The following is a 17,990-nucleotide window of genomic DNA, read 5'->3' as shown; positions in this document are numbered from 1 at the left end:
CATAACCGTTATGTTACCCGGGCTATTACGCTACTGACCAGCGCTTTAGTAACGAATTTGCGCCAGCTGCTGAAGCTGCTCCGGCGTGGCTACCGGTAGATGGAAGAAATCCAGATAGGCCGGGATCATTTCAAACAGCATGTCAGTGCCGCGCTGTACCGGGCATCCCCGCGCGATAGCGGCCTGTAGAAACGGCGTGTACTCCTGCTTCATCACTACTTCGCCAACAAAGGTACCGGGAGCAATTCGGTCCATGTCCATCGGCAACGGGTCGCCGGGAGACATGCCAAGCGGCGTGGCATTCACGACCAAATCGTGACCCTGTGGGTCGCAGGACATCACCGTCAGCTTAAGCTGCGGATAATGTACCTGAAGGCGATGTGCCAGCGCCCTGGCCGTGCTTTCGCGCGTATCATAAAGCGTCAGAGCATTGACACCCGCCGCGGCAAGCGAGGCGGCAATTGCCGACCCCACGCCGCCGCAGCCCGTCACCAGCGCACGCGCACCGGTCGTGCGAAATCCTTTACGTTGAATCCCGCGAACAAAACCATCACCATCGAACATATCACCGGTCAGCGTGCCATCGGCTTCCCGCCGAATAGCGTTGCACGCGCCTGCAATTTCTGCGGTGGGACTCAGGCGGTCGACCAGCGCACAGGTGGCAACCTTATGCGGCATTGTCACCAGCGCGCCAGCTATATTTGTCAGTGAAAAGAGCGTTGGGATGAGCGCCGCATAGTCTTCTGGCTTTACGCCCATCGGAACCACTTTGACATCGACGCCCTGATTCTCAAACCAGGGGTTGTAGATCATCGGTGCTTTAAAACTTTCGGTCGGGTACCCCAGATGAGCAATTAACCGCGTATGCCCACTAATTTGCATGACGACTCTCCTGCTCCGGCAGATCCAGCTCGATACGCTTCACGTCGCCGAGAATAAATAGATAAGCCACCACGCCGAGAAGCGCCGCCCCGCCGATGTAAATCAACGCGTAGAAGAAGCTACCGAATGCGGCGACGATAAAACCAATCACCAGCGGCGTGAGGATCCCCGCCAGATTAGCGCAGAAGTTGAACAAACCGCCGGTCAAACCGCCCAGCCCTTTTGGCGCCATATCGGAGATCAGAGTCCAGCCCAGCCCCACCATTCCCTGCCCGAAGAAGGCGAAGGACATCACCATGATGACCGCCGTATCGCTGGTCAGCCAGTTAGCGCTGATAATGCAGCTTGCCATTAACAGGCCAGCAATAATCGGCAGCTTACGCCCGAGGTTGGCGCTTCCGGTCGCTTTGAGCAGCTTGTCAGATACCCAACCGCCGAACATAACACCGCCCGCAGCGGCCAGGAATGGCATGATGGCGAAGAAGCCCACCTTAATCCACGGCATGTGTCGTTCCGTCGCCAGATAGGTCGGGAACCAGGTAAGGAAGAAGACCAGCACGGTATTACCCGCAAACTGACCGATGCTGGCCCCCACAATCTGACGTTTGCGCAACAGTTGACGCACCAACGGCCAGCTAAACACTTTGCGCTGTTCCGCGCCGGTCGTCATGCCGCCGCCCGCAGTAATATAGTCGCGCTCCTGGTCGCTCAGACGCACGTCTTCATGCGGTTCCCGGTAGTTGCGCCACCAGATCAACGCAAACACAATCCCTACCACCCCCACGGTGATAAACAGCGTACGCCAGCCGAAGCCATCCATAATCCAGAACAGTAGCGGCGCGAAGCACGCTAAGCCCAGATATTCCCCGACGGTATAGACCGCCGTCGCTTTGGCACGCTCGTGTTGAGGGAACCAGGCGCTCACCACGCGGCTATTGACCGGGAAGCACGGCGCTTCGCTGATCCCAAGACCAAAACGACACAACAACAACGACTTGAGCCCAACGGCAAACCCGTGGAACAGCGTAAACAGAGACCAGAAGCCCAGCGCCAGAAAATAGGTCACCTTATTGCCAAAACGGTCGAGAAACATGCCGCCGGGGATCTGCGCCAGCGCGTAGGTCCAGGCAAAGGCGGAGAAAACAATCCCCATCACCGCCGCGCCGATACCCAGCTCTTGGGTCAGTTGCGGTGCGGCAATGCCAAGCACGGTGCGGTCAAGATAGTTAATCATTGTCCCGACGGCCAGCAGCGCCAGAATGCCGATGCGCCGCCGGGTACGGGGGACCGCGTTAACCGCCTCAGCGGTAGCCACGCGATTATGGCCAAGTGAGTTCATAGTGTTTACCTGTCGTTGTCGAGTGCAGATGAATGTTATTTTTATGGTCTATCGTGTGACGTTAGCGTACCAGGTGGTTCAGTCCAGTGCGCTAGCGGTACTGCATAGCCGAGAGACGAACGGCAGCATTGACCGCGCCATACTGCGTATAGCCGTTGCGTCTTTCGGTTAATTCAAAAAAGAAGCGTCCTTCGCTGAAGGGCCAGGTGTAGCGATGTAAAAATTCGCCGCCCGCGGCATCGCGGTCGTACAGTATTTGCTGGCGCTGCATGAGGGTAACCTTCTCCGGGCCGCCAAAACGCGCCAGCAGATCGTCATAGTAGTTTGCCGGTACGGGCAAAGAGAGCGAGTCCGCCAACGGCTGTTTGTCCAGTAGCCCCGGCAGGTCATGGCAGGCAAACGCGGCATGCTGAAGCCCTGCGCCCTGATAACAGGCAACGGAGCGAGCAATCTGCGTGGCACGGCTTTGCGAGATATTCAGCGCGAGGCGAATGTTACCTTGCGGGCTTTGCACCGCCAGACTGCGCACCAGACCGTAGGGGTCTGGCATCGTCTGTTCATGTTCAAGGGTAAAGCCTAATACCGACCGGCAGAACATCACCCAGTTATCCCGACTGTCGGCTTCCATCCCTAATGCCAGATGATCAATCCCCAGCAACGCCCCTTGGGTCGCGTCGCCGGTCAGGTTAAAGTCCTGGCTGTAAATATCCTGATGTCCTTCAACCAGATAGATAAGGCTGCCATCCGGCGCGCATACCGCAGGAATAGCGCTCTCATTTGGCCCCACCTCGCCTTGCCATGTCGCGTAACCATAAGCTTTTGCTCGCGCCACAATCGGTGCGCTTGCGCTCACCCGTAGCGCCATTGCGCACAGAGATACGCCGTGACGCTGATAGAAATGATCCGCCCAGCTATGCGGTTGATAGTTGATTATCACTCTCGCACCGCCGTTGCTCCACAGCGCCACCTGTTTTGAACGATGCATACCCGCAAGCGTAAAGCCCATGCCGCTGAGCATGGCGCTCAGTTTTTTTGCTTCTGCAGGGCTTGCGGCAAATTCAATAAACTCGGTGCCTTGATAGGTCGGTAGATTGGCGGACTGGAACAAGTCAGCGTCGGTATCGTCAAGCGCGTTGCGCGTCTGTTCTTCTAGCCATAGCAGAGAACGATAGCCATCTTTGGCCGTTGCGCCGTTCGGCGAGGCACGGAAACCGTCGTTAAAGATCTCCAGCGACCACGGCCCGCGATAGCCTAAGCGAGTAAGCTCACGCGTAAACTCCACCAGCGGTAGTTCGCCCTGGCCTGGGAAGCAGCGGAAATGGCGGCTCCATTCGAGGACGTCCATTTTCATCAGCGGCGCATCAGCCAGCTGCAGGAAGGTAATTTTATCGACCGGGACTTCATGCAGGCGGCTGAGAGAGTCACCGAGCGACAGAATATGGAAGCTATCGAGCACAATACCGAGCGCCGGGCTATCCACCGCTTTTACTCTTTCCCACGCCTGATACCAATGGTTGACGTGTGTGCCCCAGGCTAACGCTTCATAGCCAATGCGGATATTTTCCTGCTCAGCAAGCGTCGCTAATGCGCGCAGATCGGCTATCTGGAGTTCAACATCAGCGGAACAGTCCGCCTGAACGTTACTGCACAGCAATAACGTGTCGCAGCCCAGTTCATGCATCAGCGCAAACTTGCGTTTAGCGCGTTCGAGGTTTGCCGCAAATTGTGCGCGAGTACCGCCTTCAAAATCACGAAACGGCTGAAATAAAGTGATTTTAAGCCCCAGATCGTCGGCCATGCTACGGACATCCGCAGGCGTACCGGTATAATAGAGCAAATCATTTTCGAAGATCTCAACACCCTGATAGCCTGCCGCTGCAATTGCGCTCAGTTTTTCAGGCAGGGTTCCAGAAATAGACACGGTAGCAATTGAACGCAACATAGTTTCACCAGGCTTTTACGGTAACGGTGGGATGAATATGAATCATTTGGTTCGTAGACGCCAGATTTGGTTGCTAAATTGTGATCATTGTGTGTATTTTTTGTTCCCTTGGAAAAGTTAACAGGAGTTGTTATGCCCGCCATTGCTCAAGATGAAGCCCAGTCGCTCAAGAACCGTATCTTCACCGCTGCAATTACCGTGTTTGCTGAACATGGGCTGGCGGGGGCCAGAATGGAACAGATTGCCGGGGAAGCACAAACCACCAAGCGTATGGTGGTTTACTACTTTAAAACCAAAGAGCAGCTGTACCAGGCGGTTCTTCAATATGTCTATTCGCGGATCCGTGAAACGGAGCAGCAGTTAGGGCTGGAGAATCAACCACCGGTCGAAGCACTGGTGCAACTGGTGAAGTGGAGCGTGCGTTACCACGCCGAGCATGCAGATTTTATGCGGATTATCTGTATGGAGAACATGCAGCGCGGGAAATGGCTGCTGGCATCAGGCGACCTGAAACGACTCAACAAAAGCGCCCTTTCGCTGCTTGAGCACATTCTTCATCGCGGTCAGGTGCAGGGCATTTTCCAGCCTGAAATTGAAGCCCGTGACGTCCACCGTCTCATTAGTAGCTTCAGCTTTTATCAGGTTTCCAACTTTTATAGCTTCAATAGCCTTTATCTGGACGGTCCACTTCCGGAAATCGATGATGAAGCGCTCATTACCCACCACAGCGAGCTGGCAGTAAAAGCTATCCTGCGCTTCGTCATCGCCTGATGATGATTTTTTTACGCGTTGTTACTGCCCTGAAAGCGCAGTTACCACCTTTTCCATCGCTTCGCGCGTCAGCTCGGAGCGCTGAATTTTGCTATTAGCCAGCGCGGTACGGACGACGCCAGCAATCACGATATGTTTCGGCTCCTGGCCTAAATCGCGCATTTCCAGCACCACTTTGCCCACCACGCGGCACATTTCCTGGTATAAAACGTCGTCTTTTGCCTGATTTCCCATCATTTACGCTCGCTAATTTCCATTAATAATCAAATCATTATTGATTCTATTGCCGGATAAAGCAAATCAACGATACCGCAAACAACGGCTCTGGCGACGTTGTTGCGCATCTTTACTGTTACGCTTTCACAAATAATTCGTTTTTATTTTGTTAATTAGCCTAATTTGATTTTGAAACGGCGTTTTTATTTTCTTTTTGCAACATTCCATCGTATAATCTGCGGCGTTTCTTTCTTGAATGGTTTCAGCTCATTGGACTGCATTAATAAACGATTAAAACATCGCCTATTTAACTATGCTGAACCTCTAGCACACTTTCCTCTGCACGCTTTTTTTATGTCACCTATCCTTATGGCGTGGCATCGCAACTTTCGTAATACAGGTTTAACTCCGTGGCCGTGCGCGCATGGAGCGAGAATTCAAAATCCCAATCCTTCTCAATCTCAACTTAAAGACTAAGACTGTCATGAAAAAGACCAAAATTGTTTGTACCATCGGACCGAAAACCGAATCTGAAGAGATGTTAGGCAAAATGCTTGACGCTGGCATGAACGTAATGCGTCTGAACTTCTCCCACGGCGACTATGCTGAACACGGTCAGCGCATCAAGAACCTGCGCAACGTGCTGAGCAAAACCGGTAAGAAAGCCGCTATCCTGCTGGATACCAAAGGCCCAGAAATCCGCACCATCAAGCTGGAAGGCGGTAACGACGTTTCCCTGAAAGCTGGTCAGACTTTCACTTTCACCACCGACAAATCCGTTATCGGTAACAACGAAATCGTTGCTGTCACCTACGAAGGCTTCACCACTGATCTGACCGTGGGCAACACCGTACTGGTAGACGATGGTCTGATCGGTATGGAAGTGACCGCTATCGAAGGTAACAAGGTTATCTGTAAAGTGCTGAACAACGGTGACCTGGGTGAAAACAAAGGCGTTAACCTGCCTGGCGTTTCTATCGCACTGCCAGCACTGGCTGAGAAAGACAAACAAGACCTGATCTTTGGTTGCGAGCAAGGCGTTGACTTCGTTGCGGCTTCCTTTATCCGTAAACGTTCTGACGTTGTTGAAATCCGCGAGCACCTGAAGGCGCACGGCGGCGAAAACATCCAGATCATCTCCAAAATCGAAAACCAGGAAGGCCTGAACAACTTCGACGAAATCCTCGAAGCTTCTGACGGCATCATGGTTGCTCGTGGCGACATGGGCGTTGAGATCCCTGTAGAAGAAGTTATCTTCGCGCAGAAAATGATCATCGAGAAATGTATCCGTGCACGTAAAGTCGTTATCACTGCGACTCAGATGCTGGATTCCATGATCAAAAACCCACGCCCTACCCGCGCAGAAGCAGGCGACGTAGCGAACGCCATCCTCGACGGCACCGATGCAGTCATGCTGTCCGGCGAATCCGCTAAAGGTAAATACCCGCTGGAAGCTGTGACTATCATGGCAACCATCTGCGAACGTACCGACCGCGTTATGACCAGCCGTCTGGACTTCAACAACGACAGCCGTAAACTGCGCATCACTGAAGCAGTGTGCCGTGGCGCCGTTGAAACTGCTGAAAAACTGGACGCACCGCTGATCGTTGTTGCTACCCAGGGCGGTAAATCTGCACGTGCTATCCGTAAATACTTCCCAGATGCCACCATTCTGGCACTGACCACCAACGAAACGACCGCGCGTCAGCTGGTGCTGAGCAAAGGCGTTATCGCTCAGGTTGTCAAAGAAATCAGCTCTACCGATGATTTCTACCGTCTGGGTAAAGAAGTCGCTGTAGAAAGCGGTTTGGCTCAGAAAGGTGACGTTGTTGTCATGGTTTCTGGCGCGCTGGTTCCAAGCGGAACCACCAACACTGCGTCCGTACACGTACTGTAATAATCTACATACTTATTATAGTTTGCTTAAAAAAGCGCCCTCAGGGCGCTTTTTTTATACACTCAGATAACTGGGCTCAATAAAAAATCAAATAGGCTGTCACTATTTAAACTCGGATTATCTAAGATGAATCCGATGGAAGTTCCCTGTTTTCACACACTTTTTCGCTGCAAAACCCCAAAGTCGATGCTTCTTTGAGCGAACGATCAAAAATAAGGGAAAACGCATAAAAAAATATTCTCAATATAAAAAAGTTTGTGTAATACTTGTAACGCTACATGGAGATTAACTCAATCTAGAGGGTATTTATAATGAATCGTACTAAACTGGTACTGGGCGCGGTAATCCTGGGTTCTACTCTGCTGGCAGGTTGCTCCAGCAATGCTAAAATCGATCAGCTGTCTTCTGACGTTCAGACTCTGAACGCTAAAGTTGACCAGCTGAGCAACGACGTGAACGCAATGCGTTCCGACGTTCAGGCTGCTAAAGACGACGCAGCTCGTGCTAACCAGCGTCTGGACAACCAGGCTCACTCTTACCGTAAGTAAGAGTTCTGGTAATAAAAATGGCGCACATTGTGCGCCATTTTTTTGCCTGCGATTTGCCCCGCTCTACTGCGTCACCTTCCCTGATGACGTTTCTGTGCCAACCGTTTCATTTCGCGCACTGTTCTGCACCGACAGCACCGGCTCAGCCGCAGAAGCCGTTCCTTTCCCCGTAGAGATAATCACCGGATAACCGGCACGACGCGACAGCGTTTTCTTCACCTGATCTTCGCTCACGCTCGCCTGCTGGACGAATTGCTTAAAGCCAGGGGATAACGTCATCTTCATGGTTTGCGTGTCCTGTGCTTCGTTCTGCGACAGTGGACGATGCACTTCCAGATAGCGAGAGCCATCCGGCTCTACAGCATATTTAACCGGTTCGTTGATAACCCTGACCGGCGTTCCGCTGCGCACCTGAGCAAACAGCGCTTTGATATCTGGCGCGTTCATGCGTATACAGCCCGAGCTGACGCGCAGTCCGACGCTGTCCGGCGCGTTAGTACCGTGAATAAGATATTCACCGTTGCCGTACGCCAGGCGCAGCGCAAAGAGCCCCAGCGGGTTACCGGGCCCTGCGGGAACCACTGCTGGCAGCGTGACGCCACGCTCCAGTGAACGCGCACGGATACCCGCCGTGGGTGTCCAGGTTGGGTTTGGAATTTTCTGCCCAACTCGCGTGGTCATTTCCGGCGTCTCCAGCCCCTGAAGACCTATACCAATAGGATAAACCTGTACCTGCTGCTCTCCCGGCGGGAAGTAATAGAGGCGCAGTTCAGCGAGATTCACCACAATGCCTTCGCGCGGCACATCCGGCAGCAGCATTTGCGACGGGATAGTCACGACGGTTCCAGGTCTTGGCACTGGTGCAATCGTGTTGTTGGCTTCGAGGATCAGCATCGCCGCAGTATCAAAGCGTCGGGCGATGGCCTGTAGATTCTTATCACCGTCCTGAACGGTGTAGGTTTGGTTCTGGCCGATTAAACGACTGTTGGCAGGGGGTAATGGGTAGTCAACGGCCCAGGCGCTAGAAATGGCGCTGAGGGCTCCTAAAATGCTGAGTGCTAAGAGGGACGCGCGCTTCATATCTGGATTCCTTATTCATATTCACTGACAACGTGCCAGAAAGCTGAACCACCAGCGTGGCGGGCTCAGGCCCGCCTTTCGTAACAGAATGAAAGCTGTCTATTTGATATTAGCTAAAACTTGCTGCTTGCGTACGAATTGCCCGAATCATCGCTTCCAGCCCCTGGGAGCGTGAGGGAGTCAAGTGTTGCGCCAGCGCCAACTGTTCAAACCAGGGGCGAACATCGAAGGCCTGAACGTCGGCGGCAGTCATTCCATCGTAAAGGATAAATACCACGGCAATCAAGCCTTTAACAATAGCGGCATCGCTATCGCCCTGTAGCGTGATTCTTCCCTGCTCATCACGCCCCATTACTATCCACACCTGGCTTTGACAGCCCTGAATAATATGCTCCGGGCTGTGCTGTTCCGCGCTAAGCGGCGCCAGGCGCTGGCCCAGTTCGATGATATAGAGGTACTTTTCTTCCCAGTTTGCGCAGCGCTGGAAGTTGCGCAGCAGTTTGTCTTTATCCGGTAAAGCCGCCATTGTTGCTCCCTGTTAACCCAGTAAACGCCTGATGCGCTGTAACCCTGCGACCAGTCTGTCGACCTCTTCTACGGTGTTGTACATCGCTAGCGAGGCACGGCACATTGCGGGAACCTGATAAAACGCCATCAGCGGCATCGCACAGTGGTGTCCGGTACGCACGGCGATGCCGTAATTGTCGAGAAAACTGCCCACGTCATAAGCATGATGCTTGCCGAGGTTAAAGGCTATCACCCCACGGCGCTCAGCGGGACCGTAAAGATGCAGATCAGGCACGGTGGCCAGCGCGTCCAACGCATAACGCATCAGCGTCTGTTCATATTCATCAATCGCCGTCAGCCCCAATCCGTTCACGTAATCCAACGCCGCGCCCAGCCCGATAATACCGCCAGTATTAGGCGTACCCGCTTCAAAGCGCCAGGGCGCTTTGGTCCAGGTAGTACCTTCGCTCAGGCTGACGGTAGCGATCATTGAACCGCCCCCTTCCCACGGTGGCATTTCCTGAAGAATCTCGGCTTTGACGTACAGTGCGCCAATCCCGGTCGGGCCATAAAGCTTATGACCAGAGAAGACATAGAAGTCGCAGTCAAGCGTCTGCACATCAACCGGCAAATGCATCACCGCCTGCGCCCCGTCCACCAGCACCTTCGCACCGTGGCGATGTGCCAGAGTAATCAGGGCCGGCAGCGGATTCTCTGTGCCCAATACGTTAGAGACCTGCGTGACCGCCAGCAGCCGGGTACGTTCGTCAAACAATGCCTCTACGGCATCAAGCTGCAGCGTACCGTCAGGGGTAAGAGGGATAACCCGCAGCTCCGCCCCGCTGCGCGCGCAGAGCATCTGCCAGGGTACGATATTGGCGTGATGCTCCATAGCGGTGATCACGATATTGTCACCCGCTTTGACGTTACTGTTTCCCCAGCTATTCGCCACCAGGTTAATCGCTTCGGTGGTGCCGCGCACAAACACAATCTCTTCGGCGCTGGCGGCATGGAGGAAGTGCGCCACTTTCTGACGAACGTCTTCCATGCGCTGCGTGGCTTCAGCGCTTAGCGTGTGGATCCCGCGGTGAACGGCGGCATAGCCGTGACGATAAAAGGTGGCTTCGGCGTTGATCACCTGCTCCGGTTTTTGCGCGCTGGCGGCCGAGTCGAGATAAACCAGCGGCTGACCGTGAACCTCACGAGCCAGCACCGGAAAGTCACCACGAACCTGTTGTACGGAAAAAGTCATTGTTTACCTCCTGCCAGACGCAGCCCAATACGCGTCAGCACATACTGCTTAAGCGGCTCAAGGGCAATGGCATCGGTCAGCCCAGCGGCAAACGCATAGAGGATGATTCTTTTCGCTTCCTCTAATGCGACCCCGCGTGAGCGTAAGTAAAAGAGCTGTTCGTCGTCGATACGGCCTACGGTGGCACCGTGGCTGCACTTCACGTCATCGGCGTAGATTTCCAGCTGCGGTTTGGTATCCACTTCCGCCAGGCGGCCAAGCAGCAGGTTGTTGTTGGTCATCTGCCCGTCGGTTTTGATCGCGTGCGGTGCTACGGTAATCACGCCGTTAAACACCGCCCGGCCCTTATCGTTAACGATGGTTTTATGCAGCTGACGGCTGTTGCAGTAGCCCTGATTGTGCTCAAGCCAGGTGCGGGTATCGCATACCTCGTTACCCACCGGCATCGATAGGCTGTTCACCCGAAGGGTGCTGTTTTCACCGTTTAGCTGCGTGCTGGTGTGATGGCGCGTGACCGCCGCGCCCAGCAGGAAGCTGTGGCTGAAGGCCGAGGCGTCGCGTCCCAGGCGAAGATCGTTATGGGCAAAGTGGTAACTCAGGGCGTTTTCAACGTTTAGCTTAAAATGATGAAGCTGCGCATTGTCCGCCACCTCCGCGGTCAACCTTGCACCGGTAAAATGGCGCGCTGCATTCAGACTAACGTACTGTTCAATCACCGTCGCCTGCGCCCCTTCCGCCAGCCGCAGGTGATGGCGATAGTGCACGGTGTTCATCTCATCAGAATCAAGTCCACGAGTAATATGCAGCAGCAGCAGCGGTTTTGCCGGATGTTGGTTACGCGCCACCTGAATATGGGTCACGCTGGTCGCCAGCCCTTCGGTCAGGTGGAGAAAGACTTCGCCGTGAACCGCTTCCGGCAGCGACTGACGCTGGTTATCGATCGTTACCTCAAATCCGCTCGCCGATAAATCGTCGCTCAGACGGGCATCGAACTGCCCATCAACAAACACCAGACGGTAAGCATCCAACGCCACCGCGTGGGCATCACGCTCTTCTGCGGTCAGCGCGGGCAGTGCCGGAGCAACGAAAGTGCTGGCAAGCAGTTTATCCAACGAGGTGTATTTCCAGTCTTCATCCTTACGTGTCGGCAAACCCAGCTTTTGTACTTGCTGGAGGTGCTGCTGCGCCTGAGGTGAAACGTTGCCGCCCCGCGACTGGAACAGCGCCTGCCACTGTTGCAGCGCGCTACTGTTGTTCGCTAAGCCAGCCATAGCCCTGTTCCTCCAGTTGTTTCACCAGACGGAAGTCGCCGGATTTCACAATTCGCCCCTGATAGAGCACGTGCACCACGTCAGGCTTGATGTAATCCAGAATGCGCTGGTAGTGGGTGACGATGATAAACGCCCGCTTGCCGTCGCGCAGTGAGTTCACCCCGTCGGCGACGATTTTCAGGGCATCGATATCCAGCCCGGAGTCCGTTTCATCGAGAATGCAGAGTTCCGGCTCCAGCACCGCCATCTGGAGAATATCGTTACGCTTTTTCTCCCCGCCGGAAAAACCGACGTTGACCGAGCGGGTCAGGAGATCCGCAGGCATCTTCAACAGATCGATTTTCTCTTCCATCAGATCCTGGAAATCAAAACGATCGAGCGGCTCCTGGCCCCGGTGCGCACGGACCGAGTTCAGCGCGGTTTGCAGGAAGAACTGATTGCAGACGCCCGGGATCTCAACCGGATACTGGAAGGCCATGAAAATGCCCTCTCCCGCGCGTTCTTCCGGCGACAGCGCCAGCAGGTCATTTCCTTTAAAGCTGACTGAACCACCGGTGACGGTGTAATCTTCACGGCCAGCCAGCGTCGCGGAGAGCGTACTTTTTCCCGAACCGTTCGGCCCCATAATGGCGTGCACCTCACCCGGACGCACGTTCAGGTTAACGCCGCGCAAAATCGCTTTATCGTCAACCGAGACCGCTAATTCTTTGATATTCAACATATCGTTTCCCTTAATCCTTAACCGACGCTGTGCTCAAGGCTGATAGCCAGCAATTTTTGCGCTTCCACGGCGAATTCCAGCGGCAGCTCCGAGAAAACATCTTTACAGAAACCGTTCACAATCATTGAGATAGCGTCATCTTCGCTAATTCCTCGCTGCAAACAGTAAAACAGCTGATCTTCCCCGATACGTGAGGTTGTGGCTTCATGTTCTAGCTGCGCGCTGTTGTTGCGACACTCAACGTACGGGAAGGTATGCGCGCCGCAGTCAGGCCCAATCAGCATAGAGTCGCACTGGGTATAGTTACGCGCATTGGTCGCCGTCGGCATGATTTTCACCAGCCCGCGATAGCTGTTCTGGCTATGCCCGGCAGAGATCCCCTTCGAGATAATGGTTGAACGGGTGTTCTTACCAATGTGGATCATTTTGGTGCCGGTATCGGCCTGCTGATGACCGCTGGTCAACGCCACCGAGAAAAACTCACCAACCGAGTTATCACCACGCAGGATGCAGCTTGGGTATTTCCAGGTGATAGCCGAGCCGGTTTCCGACTGCGTCCACGACATCTTGCTATTTTCCCCTTCACACAGCGCACGCTTGGTGACGAAGTTGAGGATCCCCCCGCTGTTGTTGTCGCCAGGGAACCAGTTTTGTACGGTGGAGTATTTCACCTCCGCATCTTTATGGATGATCACCTCAACAACCGCCGCGTGAAGCTGGTAGCTGTCGCGCACCGGGGCGGAACAGCCTTCGATATAGCTGACGTAGCTGCCTTCATCGGCAATCAAAATCGTCCGTTCAAACTGACCCGTTTTTTCGGCGTTGATGCGGAAATAGGTCGACAGCTCCATCGGGCAACGCACCCCTTTCGGGATGTAGATAAAGGTGCCGTCCGAGGCCACCGCCGCATTCAGCGCGGCGAAGAAGTTATCGTTTTCGGGCACGACCGTACCCAGGTAGCGCCGGACCAGCTCAGGATGATCGTGGATCGCTTCGCCAAAGGAACAGAATATGATCCCCTGCTCGCCTAGCTTTTCGCGATAGGTAGTGGCGACCGAGACAGAGTCAAAAATGGCGTCCACCGCCACCTCTTTGCCTTCGCGTACCGGAACGCCGAGCTGGTTGAAGGCCGCTTCAACTTCATCGGTCAGAAAGCTGCTGGCCCCGGTTTGCTGCTGCGCACCAGGCTCGGAAGCGCAGGTATCATCGCAGTTACCGCAGGACGGCGCGGAGTAATAGCTGTAGTCCTGATAGTTCAGCGATTGATAGTGGGCTTTCAGCCAATGCGGCTCTTCCATCTGAGTCCAGGCATGGTACGCCTTCAGGCGAAATTCGAGCATCCACTCGGGTTCATTGCGCCGGGCCGAGATGGCTCTCACCACCTCTTCGTTGATGCCTTTTGCTAGTTCGTCGGTCTGTAGTTGGGTAAAAAACCCTTCTTTATAGTTCAGCGGGCCACCGGCCCAGGTCTGGACATCGTCACTTGCATCAGTATTGCGCGTCATTATGTACCGCCTATACCCCGAAGCTTTCGCCGCAGCCACATTCGTTCTGCGCCTTCGGGTTATGATATTTAAACAGCTGGTTCAGGCCTTCCCGCACGTAATCCACTTCCGTGCCGTCAATAAACGGCATCGCGCTTAAAGGCACCCACAGCTTCGCGCCGTCGGCTTCGAACAGCAGATCGTCTTTATCCGGCTCGTTGACCGCGTCCAGCACATAGCCGAAACCCGCACAGCCGGTCTGCTTCACTCCGAGTCGAACGCCCTGAATACCGGGCTGTTGTTTTACCAGCTCACGGATATGCGCCGCCGCAGACGGAGTCAGCGTAATACCACGCCAGCTGACGTCGTTAGGATCGAAAGTTCCTGAATGCAAATCCATAGGTCTACCTCATCAGTGGAGCTACAAAGGGATAACGCTATGTTAGTGATAATGATTATCACTTCAACCCGCGCCGCGTGGGGGTATTCGCGGTTTTCCCTTTATAAATGCCTTTTTATAAGCATAGACCCTGCGACAAACGCCGAATGAGATAGATTTATTTTTACAATGCTTTGAAAAATAATGGATTTATTGAGGATGATAGGTGGGTTGGCGAGATGTGCTAAAGATGTATAGCCAATGCCTATTTATTTAATCGGTTTTTCGACTTTCTGTGAATCAAGCACTTAGAGCATTATCAACAGGTTAGCAAAAACACTGTCAGGACATGTAGGGGGCTTTTAGCGCCCCAACTACGCCCCGGCGAAAATTCCAATACCTTTTGGTCAAAGAAAATGCCAATAAACAAAGTAAAATCAACATCCTAAATGTTCTTTACTGCCCTACCACCCGGTCGAAAACGACGTCCTATCTATATGCTGAACGCTTGCCCTACCTGCAGGTGTAGGTGGCTATGATGCTGCAGAAACGTCTGCCAACCGTGGCCTTCTGTTCGTCCACATCAACTTGCCTAACTTCAAAAATATAGATTGCATGAAAGCCGCATTTTTATAACCCAGTTTTTTCAGTATCGTCGCGCGGTGTTGATAGATTGTTTTAGCCGCTTTGTCCGTCATAAAAGCGATTTGGGCGATAGAGAAGCCCTTAGCAAGATAGTTAAGGATAAGGGCTTCTGTTGGTGAAAGTCGTACGTAGTATGCAATACCTTCCATCGACAGTTCTGTCGCCGCAGCTCGCAAAACCTGTGAGAAGCAGTCGCGACTCTTATTTATATTGATAACACGGTCACCAGCAGCCCAAAGAGGATATACCATTCCCGTATCGTGACCTGTCAGCCATACTATCCGATCAATGCAGTTCGAATAAATAAAAGAGATGAAGTTATCACTTTTACCCTCAAGAAGAATATTGCCGTCTACAAATATCATTTTCTGTTGATTAAAGTCGATGCGTTCATCTATATAGTGGAATACATCAAAGTCTTTAAGAGAAAGTTTTATCCCCTGGTAAAGCCAATAGTTATTCGTGTACACAACTATTAGATTGCTTTTTGTGCTGGTGAACGCTGGATTTATTTTATTATCCTCAATTAAAGTGCGCTAAAATTTGCCAGTATCTTCCTGATGTAACCTAACGTTCTCCGGTCTTCACCTTCCTCGTAAATTCGACAACTTCACGAACAAATGCAACATCAACGAGATAGCCGTTGTTTTCTACCCGTATAAACAGATCATCTGACACATTGAACCCACCCAGGATGACTTTCAATTCTCTCATAACCAACCACAGACGTTGACTCGAAGAACTCAACCCATATTTGTCCCAGATATTTATTAGCAACTCCTGATCGGTAATTATTTTACTACCTGATTTTAGCAATAAATATTCAAGCAAGCGTGCTTTGGTTGTTCTGAGTGGAATGCTTTTCTCACTGCCATCTAAAGAAATCAAGGTTTTGTTTTCTACGGAATAATAAAGTCTATTATCAATTCTATATCCAAGAAGCTTAATATTATTATCCACCGCCACCCCGTGTGTTATATTCTCGTTTTCAAGATTACCGAGGCGCAATAAGAGTTACAATTACATTTTCAAACGCAAAACAATCAATACAAAACACTACAAAGAAGCAATACCAAAGACATTAAATTTGTTAAAATTTATATTTTTAGATAATTAATCCATTTCATGATAGGGGATACCGCTTATGGGGTACTCAAAGAAAGGCTTAGAATTAAATATGAGGCCTTCGATTTTTTTCACTAAAATTGATGTATATCAATTTTAGTGATGTGGATAATACATGGGATTATTGATCCTGTGCATTTATTCATCAGTTTATTTACACCTGTTTTTTTCAACCCTTCATCTATTCGCATCCATTTCTACTACTCATCAAAGAGTCTCCTGATCGTTTTTTAATCGCGTAGACAACTCAGCAACGCGCGGTAAATCATCGTGAACATAGACACCTGAAAACTTAATCAATAGAAATATTTCGTTTAGCGATAACGCTCTTTCGAGCTGATAAGCTCCTGCGCAAAGACACACCATCACTGAACATATTGCAACCATTGAGATATGACTAACATATTAATTAAACAGCAAATAGTAGTTGATACGCCTCTCATTGATCGACAGCAAGATTATCCTTACCCAAAACAGTAACAATCCCTCGTTTCTTGGTTTTTAATAAATAAAGTGAATGTTATGAAGTTAGCGATTTTCTTGTTCCTTTTCTCTTTTCAGGCCTACGCCCTCAATTTCTCGTCAACCATTCTTAAGTTGAACTGCCAGGGACGCGGGTTCGTCGAGGTCATTCTGCACGTCTATGAACACACACAGGAAGCATGGGAAGGACATTTTGAAACCGGCGCGGGCCATAAGCACGTAGGTGATGTCGAAATCATCCCCTTCGCCAATGGCGACACTCTTCTTCATCGCGTATCGACCGACTCATTCGGTTATATCTATCGCGGAGAAGAGCGTCTTAAACATTGCATCAAATTAGACGAACGCGCGGTTTATCCAACTTTTGGCTAAGCGCGGGTAGCGGACAGCAAATCTAGCGGTTGAGGAAACGTCATCGTTCAAACGGACGTCTATCCTCATCCGGTTTCACCACTCACACATTTCACTCTCGTCTTTACCCGTCATCGGTCTCAACGCTGCATTTCACATCTAGGCATCTGTTACACAATAAGCTATCTTACCTGTTCAAACCAAACCTAGGTTCCCCTCGTGCGCAGCCATTCTTCATTCAATTTTTTCTCACTTTGCTACATGATGATGACTTATGCGCTCATGTTTACCTTTGTGCTGGTCTTCATTGACTTTGCCGTTGGTGATTCATCTGAGGATGTCTGGACTGGGCGGATGACCCTTCAGCGCTATTTTCTCGAACACGCTTTCCTCTACCTTAGCACTGCCTGTACCGGTGCCGCCGCAGGATTCCTCATCTGGTTTATTGGTTCCAGAAAATCTTAACGGCCTCCTTGATAATCAAGGGATTTCCGACAACGGAATAACCCTCTCTTTTGACGAAGCTCAAAACATGACGTGTTCGATAGCGGTATTAATTCACACCGCAAATATATCCCGTCTTGAATGTGAAAGGAGGAGACGATGAAAACCTACGATCGTAACCGTAACGCTATCACTATCGGCAGCCGCGTCATGATTGCTAACAATGGCGCGACGGGCGTTATCCGGTCAATTCACGGTGAAGGTAAAACGGCTGAGCAACTGCGCCGTACTGACTGCGTTGAAATTGAGGGCTGCGATGGTGTGTATTGCCCACTGGATTTGATCCGTCTTGGCTTCAACTAATACGTTATCGTATCGACGTAGAACTGTGTGAAAAATAACAGCATAAGGCCACCCATGTGGCCTTTTTTATTTCTGTATTCTTTTGAGTAACTGCTTATCCGGCCGTCTTGGTTTATCAACTCACCCTTTACCCACGCTTTGCCCCCTGCAGATTTATCATCCAGCAATGACGCCTTGGTATCTTTTAAAGAAAGTGCGATAACCTCGCCAGCATGAGTCAATTCAGCCTGGATAATTCCGATAACGGCATGGCACACGACAAAATACCCATAACGTAAGTGATGACAAAT

At 51.8% G+C, this 17,990-nt stretch carries 20 protein-coding genes; 7 read left to right on the top strand and 13 right to left on the bottom strand.

The annotated features are described in order from the left end of the window. Positions 1-45: 45 nt before the first annotated feature. The 3 genes from MY052_RS10770 to MY052_RS10760 form a co-directional block, all read right to left on the bottom strand. A complete protein-coding gene (locus tag MY052_RS10770) occupies positions 46-882 on the bottom strand; it encodes a shikimate dehydrogenase family protein (protein ID WP_248538781.1) in 837 nt (278 codons plus the stop codon). Beyond that, a complete protein-coding gene (locus tag MY052_RS10765) occupies positions 872-2,221 on the bottom strand; it encodes an MFS transporter (RefSeq protein ID WP_248538780.1) in 1,350 nt (449 codons plus the stop codon). Before MY052_RS10765 ends, MY052_RS10770 begins: the two co-directional genes overlap by 11 nt. A gap of 91 nt (positions 2,222-2,312) precedes the next feature. After that, positions 2,313-4,163 carry a bifunctional sugar phosphate isomerase/epimerase/4-hydroxyphenylpyruvate dioxygenase family protein gene (locus MY052_RS10760; protein ID WP_248538779.1) on the bottom strand — a complete coding sequence of 617 codons (1,851 nt, stop codon included), beginning with the start codon at positions 4,161-4,163 and terminating at the stop codon, positions 2,313-2,315. A 132-nt stretch (positions 4,164-4,295) separates the two neighbouring features. Here MY052_RS10760 and MY052_RS10755 point away from each other — a divergent pair, with 132 nt between their 5' ends. Continuing rightward, positions 4,296-4,934, top strand: coding sequence for a TetR/AcrR family transcriptional regulator (locus MY052_RS10755; RefSeq protein ID WP_035896817.1), 639 nt, complete (start codon positions 4,296-4,298; stop codon positions 4,932-4,934). Positions 4,935-4,955: 21 nt separating this feature from the next. Here the strand turns inward: MY052_RS10755 and fumD are convergent, their stop codons facing one another. After that, entirely contained in the window at positions 4,956-5,168 is a 213-nt protein-coding gene (gene fumD / locus MY052_RS10750; protein WP_035896833.1) for a fumarate hydratase FumD, read from the bottom strand. Positions 5,169-5,333: 165 nt separating this feature from the next. Here fumD and ynhH point away from each other — a divergent pair, with 165 nt between their 5' ends. The 3 genes from ynhH to MY052_RS10740 all read left to right on the top strand — a co-directional run bounded on the left by ynhH (position 5,334) and on the right by MY052_RS10740 (position 7,595). Further along, positions 5,334-5,627, top strand: a complete 294-nt coding sequence (gene ynhH, locus MY052_RS24295) for a protein YnhH (RefSeq protein WP_420828634.1) — start codon at positions 5,334-5,336, stop codon at positions 5,625-5,627. Between the two features lie 7 nt (positions 5,628-5,634). After that, the gene (pykF, locus tag MY052_RS10745) at positions 5,635-7,047 is read left to right on the top strand and encodes a pyruvate kinase PykF (RefSeq protein WP_035896815.1); all 1,413 of its coding nucleotides are present in this window, start codon (positions 5,635-5,637) and stop codon (positions 7,045-7,047) included. Positions 7,048-7,358: 311 nt separating this feature from the next. Further along, the gene (locus MY052_RS10740) at positions 7,359-7,595 is read left to right on the top strand and encodes a major outer membrane lipoprotein (RefSeq protein WP_002908860.1); all 237 of its coding nucleotides are present in this window, start codon (positions 7,359-7,361) and stop codon (positions 7,593-7,595) included. Positions 7,596-7,658: 63 nt separating this feature from the next. Here the strand turns inward: MY052_RS10740 and ldtE are convergent, their stop codons facing one another. The 9 genes from ldtE to MY052_RS10695 all read right to left on the bottom strand — a co-directional run bounded on the left by ldtE (position 7,659) and on the right by MY052_RS10695 (position 15,894). Beyond that, a complete protein-coding gene (gene ldtE, locus MY052_RS10735; protein WP_035897131.1) occupies positions 7,659-8,675 on the bottom strand; it encodes a L,D-transpeptidase LdtE in 1,017 nt (338 codons plus the stop codon). 109 nt (positions 8,676-8,784) lie between these two features. Then, positions 8,785-9,201: a cysteine desulfuration protein SufE gene (gene sufE / locus MY052_RS10730; RefSeq protein ID WP_123652118.1), complete on the bottom strand. Its 417-nt coding sequence runs from the start codon at positions 9,199-9,201 to the stop codon at positions 8,785-8,787. A gap of 12 nt (positions 9,202-9,213) precedes the next feature. Continuing rightward, a complete protein-coding gene (sufS, locus tag MY052_RS10725) occupies positions 9,214-10,434 on the bottom strand; it encodes a cysteine desulfurase SufS (protein ID WP_248538778.1) in 1,221 nt (406 codons plus the stop codon). Next, the gene (gene sufD, locus MY052_RS10720) at positions 10,431-11,705 is read right to left on the bottom strand and encodes a Fe-S cluster assembly protein SufD (RefSeq protein WP_248538777.1); all 1,275 of its coding nucleotides are present in this window, start codon (positions 11,703-11,705) and stop codon (positions 10,431-10,433) included. Before sufD ends, sufS begins: the two co-directional genes overlap by 4 nt. After that, positions 11,680-12,426, bottom strand: a complete 747-nt coding sequence (sufC, locus tag MY052_RS10715) for a Fe-S cluster assembly ATPase SufC (protein WP_248538776.1) — start codon at positions 12,424-12,426, stop codon at positions 11,680-11,682. The genes sufD and sufC overlap by 26 nt, the downstream gene beginning before the upstream one ends. 17 nt (positions 12,427-12,443) lie before the next feature. Continuing rightward, entirely contained in the window at positions 12,444-13,931 is a 1,488-nt protein-coding gene (gene sufB, locus MY052_RS10710) for a Fe-S cluster assembly protein SufB (RefSeq protein ID WP_248538775.1), read from the bottom strand. A gap of 10 nt (positions 13,932-13,941) precedes the next feature. Then, positions 13,942-14,310 (bottom strand): Fe-S cluster assembly scaffold SufA, encoded by a 369-nt coding sequence (gene sufA / locus MY052_RS10705; RefSeq protein ID WP_035897146.1) that lies wholly within the window; start codon positions 14,308-14,310, stop codon positions 13,942-13,944. Positions 14,311-14,822: 512 nt separating this feature from the next. Beyond that, a complete protein-coding gene (locus MY052_RS10700) occupies positions 14,823-15,404 on the bottom strand; it encodes a helix-turn-helix transcriptional regulator (protein WP_248538774.1) in 582 nt (193 codons plus the stop codon). Positions 15,405-15,501: 97 nt separating this feature from the next. Beyond that, positions 15,502-15,894 (bottom strand): hypothetical protein, encoded by a 393-nt coding sequence (locus MY052_RS10695; RefSeq protein ID WP_248538773.1) that lies wholly within the window; start codon positions 15,892-15,894, stop codon positions 15,502-15,504. Positions 15,895-16,581: 687 nt separating this feature from the next. Here MY052_RS10695 and MY052_RS10690 point away from each other — a divergent pair. The 3 genes from MY052_RS10690 (at position 16,582) to ydfZ (ending at position 17,700) form a co-directional block, all read left to right on the top strand. Beyond that, positions 16,582-16,914 (top strand): hypothetical protein, encoded by a 333-nt coding sequence (locus tag MY052_RS10690; protein ID WP_248538772.1) that lies wholly within the window; start codon positions 16,582-16,584, stop codon positions 16,912-16,914. A gap of 198 nt (positions 16,915-17,112) precedes the next feature. Then, on the top strand, positions 17,113-17,358 hold the full coding sequence (locus MY052_RS10685) for a hypothetical protein (protein ID WP_248538771.1): 246 nt from the start codon (positions 17,113-17,115) through the stop codon (positions 17,356-17,358). 138 nt (positions 17,359-17,496) lie between these two features. Further along, positions 17,497-17,700: a putative selenium delivery protein YdfZ gene (gene ydfZ, locus MY052_RS10680; protein ID WP_202217881.1), complete on the top strand. Its 204-nt coding sequence runs from the start codon at positions 17,497-17,499 to the stop codon at positions 17,698-17,700. Positions 17,701-17,990 lie beyond the last annotated feature (290 nt).

The sequence above is a fragment of the Kluyvera ascorbata genome (assembly GCF_023195735.1).
Taxonomy (GTDB): domain Bacteria; phylum Pseudomonadota; class Gammaproteobacteria; order Enterobacterales; family Enterobacteriaceae; genus Kluyvera; species Kluyvera ascorbata.
This window is presented reverse-complemented; position numbering and strand designations above follow the sequence as displayed.

Coding starts and splice junctions, on each gene's coding strand:
- MY052_RS10770 (WP_248538781.1), bottom strand. CDS start 882: ATGCAAATTAGTGGGCATACGCGGTTAATTGCTCATCTGGGGTACCCG.
- MY052_RS10765 (WP_248538780.1), bottom strand. CDS start 2,221: ATGAACTCACTTGGCCATAATCGCGTGGCTACCGCTGAGGCGGTTAAC.
- MY052_RS10760 (WP_248538779.1), bottom strand. CDS start 4,163: ATGTTGCGTTCAATTGCTACCGTGTCTATTTCTGGAACCCTGCCTGAA.
- MY052_RS10755 (WP_035896817.1), top strand. CDS start 4,296: ATGCCCGCCATTGCTCAAGATGAAGCCCAGTCGCTCAAGAACCGTATC.
- fumD (WP_035896833.1), bottom strand. CDS start 5,168: ATGGGAAATCAGGCAAAAGACGACGTTTTATACCAGGAAATGTGCCGC.
- pykF (WP_035896815.1), top strand. CDS start 5,635: ATGAAAAAGACCAAAATTGTTTGTACCATCGGACCGAAAACCGAATCT.
- MY052_RS10740 (WP_002908860.1), top strand. CDS start 7,359: ATGAATCGTACTAAACTGGTACTGGGCGCGGTAATCCTGGGTTCTACT.
- ldtE (WP_035897131.1), bottom strand. CDS start 8,675: ATGAAGCGCGCGTCCCTCTTAGCACTCAGCATTTTAGGAGCCCTCAGC.
- sufE (WP_123652118.1), bottom strand. CDS start 9,201: ATGGCGGCTTTACCGGATAAAGACAAACTGCTGCGCAACTTCCAGCGC.
- sufS (WP_248538778.1), bottom strand. CDS start 10,434: ATGACTTTTTCCGTACAACAGGTTCGTGGTGACTTTCCGGTGCTGGCT.
- sufD (WP_248538777.1), bottom strand. CDS start 11,705: ATGGCTGGCTTAGCGAACAACAGTAGCGCGCTGCAACAGTGGCAGGCG.
- sufC (WP_248538776.1), bottom strand. CDS start 12,426: ATGTTGAATATCAAAGAATTAGCGGTCTCGGTTGACGATAAAGCGATT.
- sufB (WP_248538775.1), bottom strand. CDS start 13,931: ATGACGCGCAATACTGATGCAAGTGACGATGTCCAGACCTGGGCCGGT.
- sufA (WP_035897146.1), bottom strand. CDS start 14,310: ATGGATTTGCATTCAGGAACTTTCGATCCTAACGACGTCAGCTGGCGT.
- MY052_RS10690 (WP_248538772.1), top strand. CDS start 16,582: ATGAAGTTAGCGATTTTCTTGTTCCTTTTCTCTTTTCAGGCCTACGCC.
- ydfZ (WP_202217881.1), top strand. CDS start 17,497: ATGAAAACCTACGATCGTAACCGTAACGCTATCACTATCGGCAGCCGC.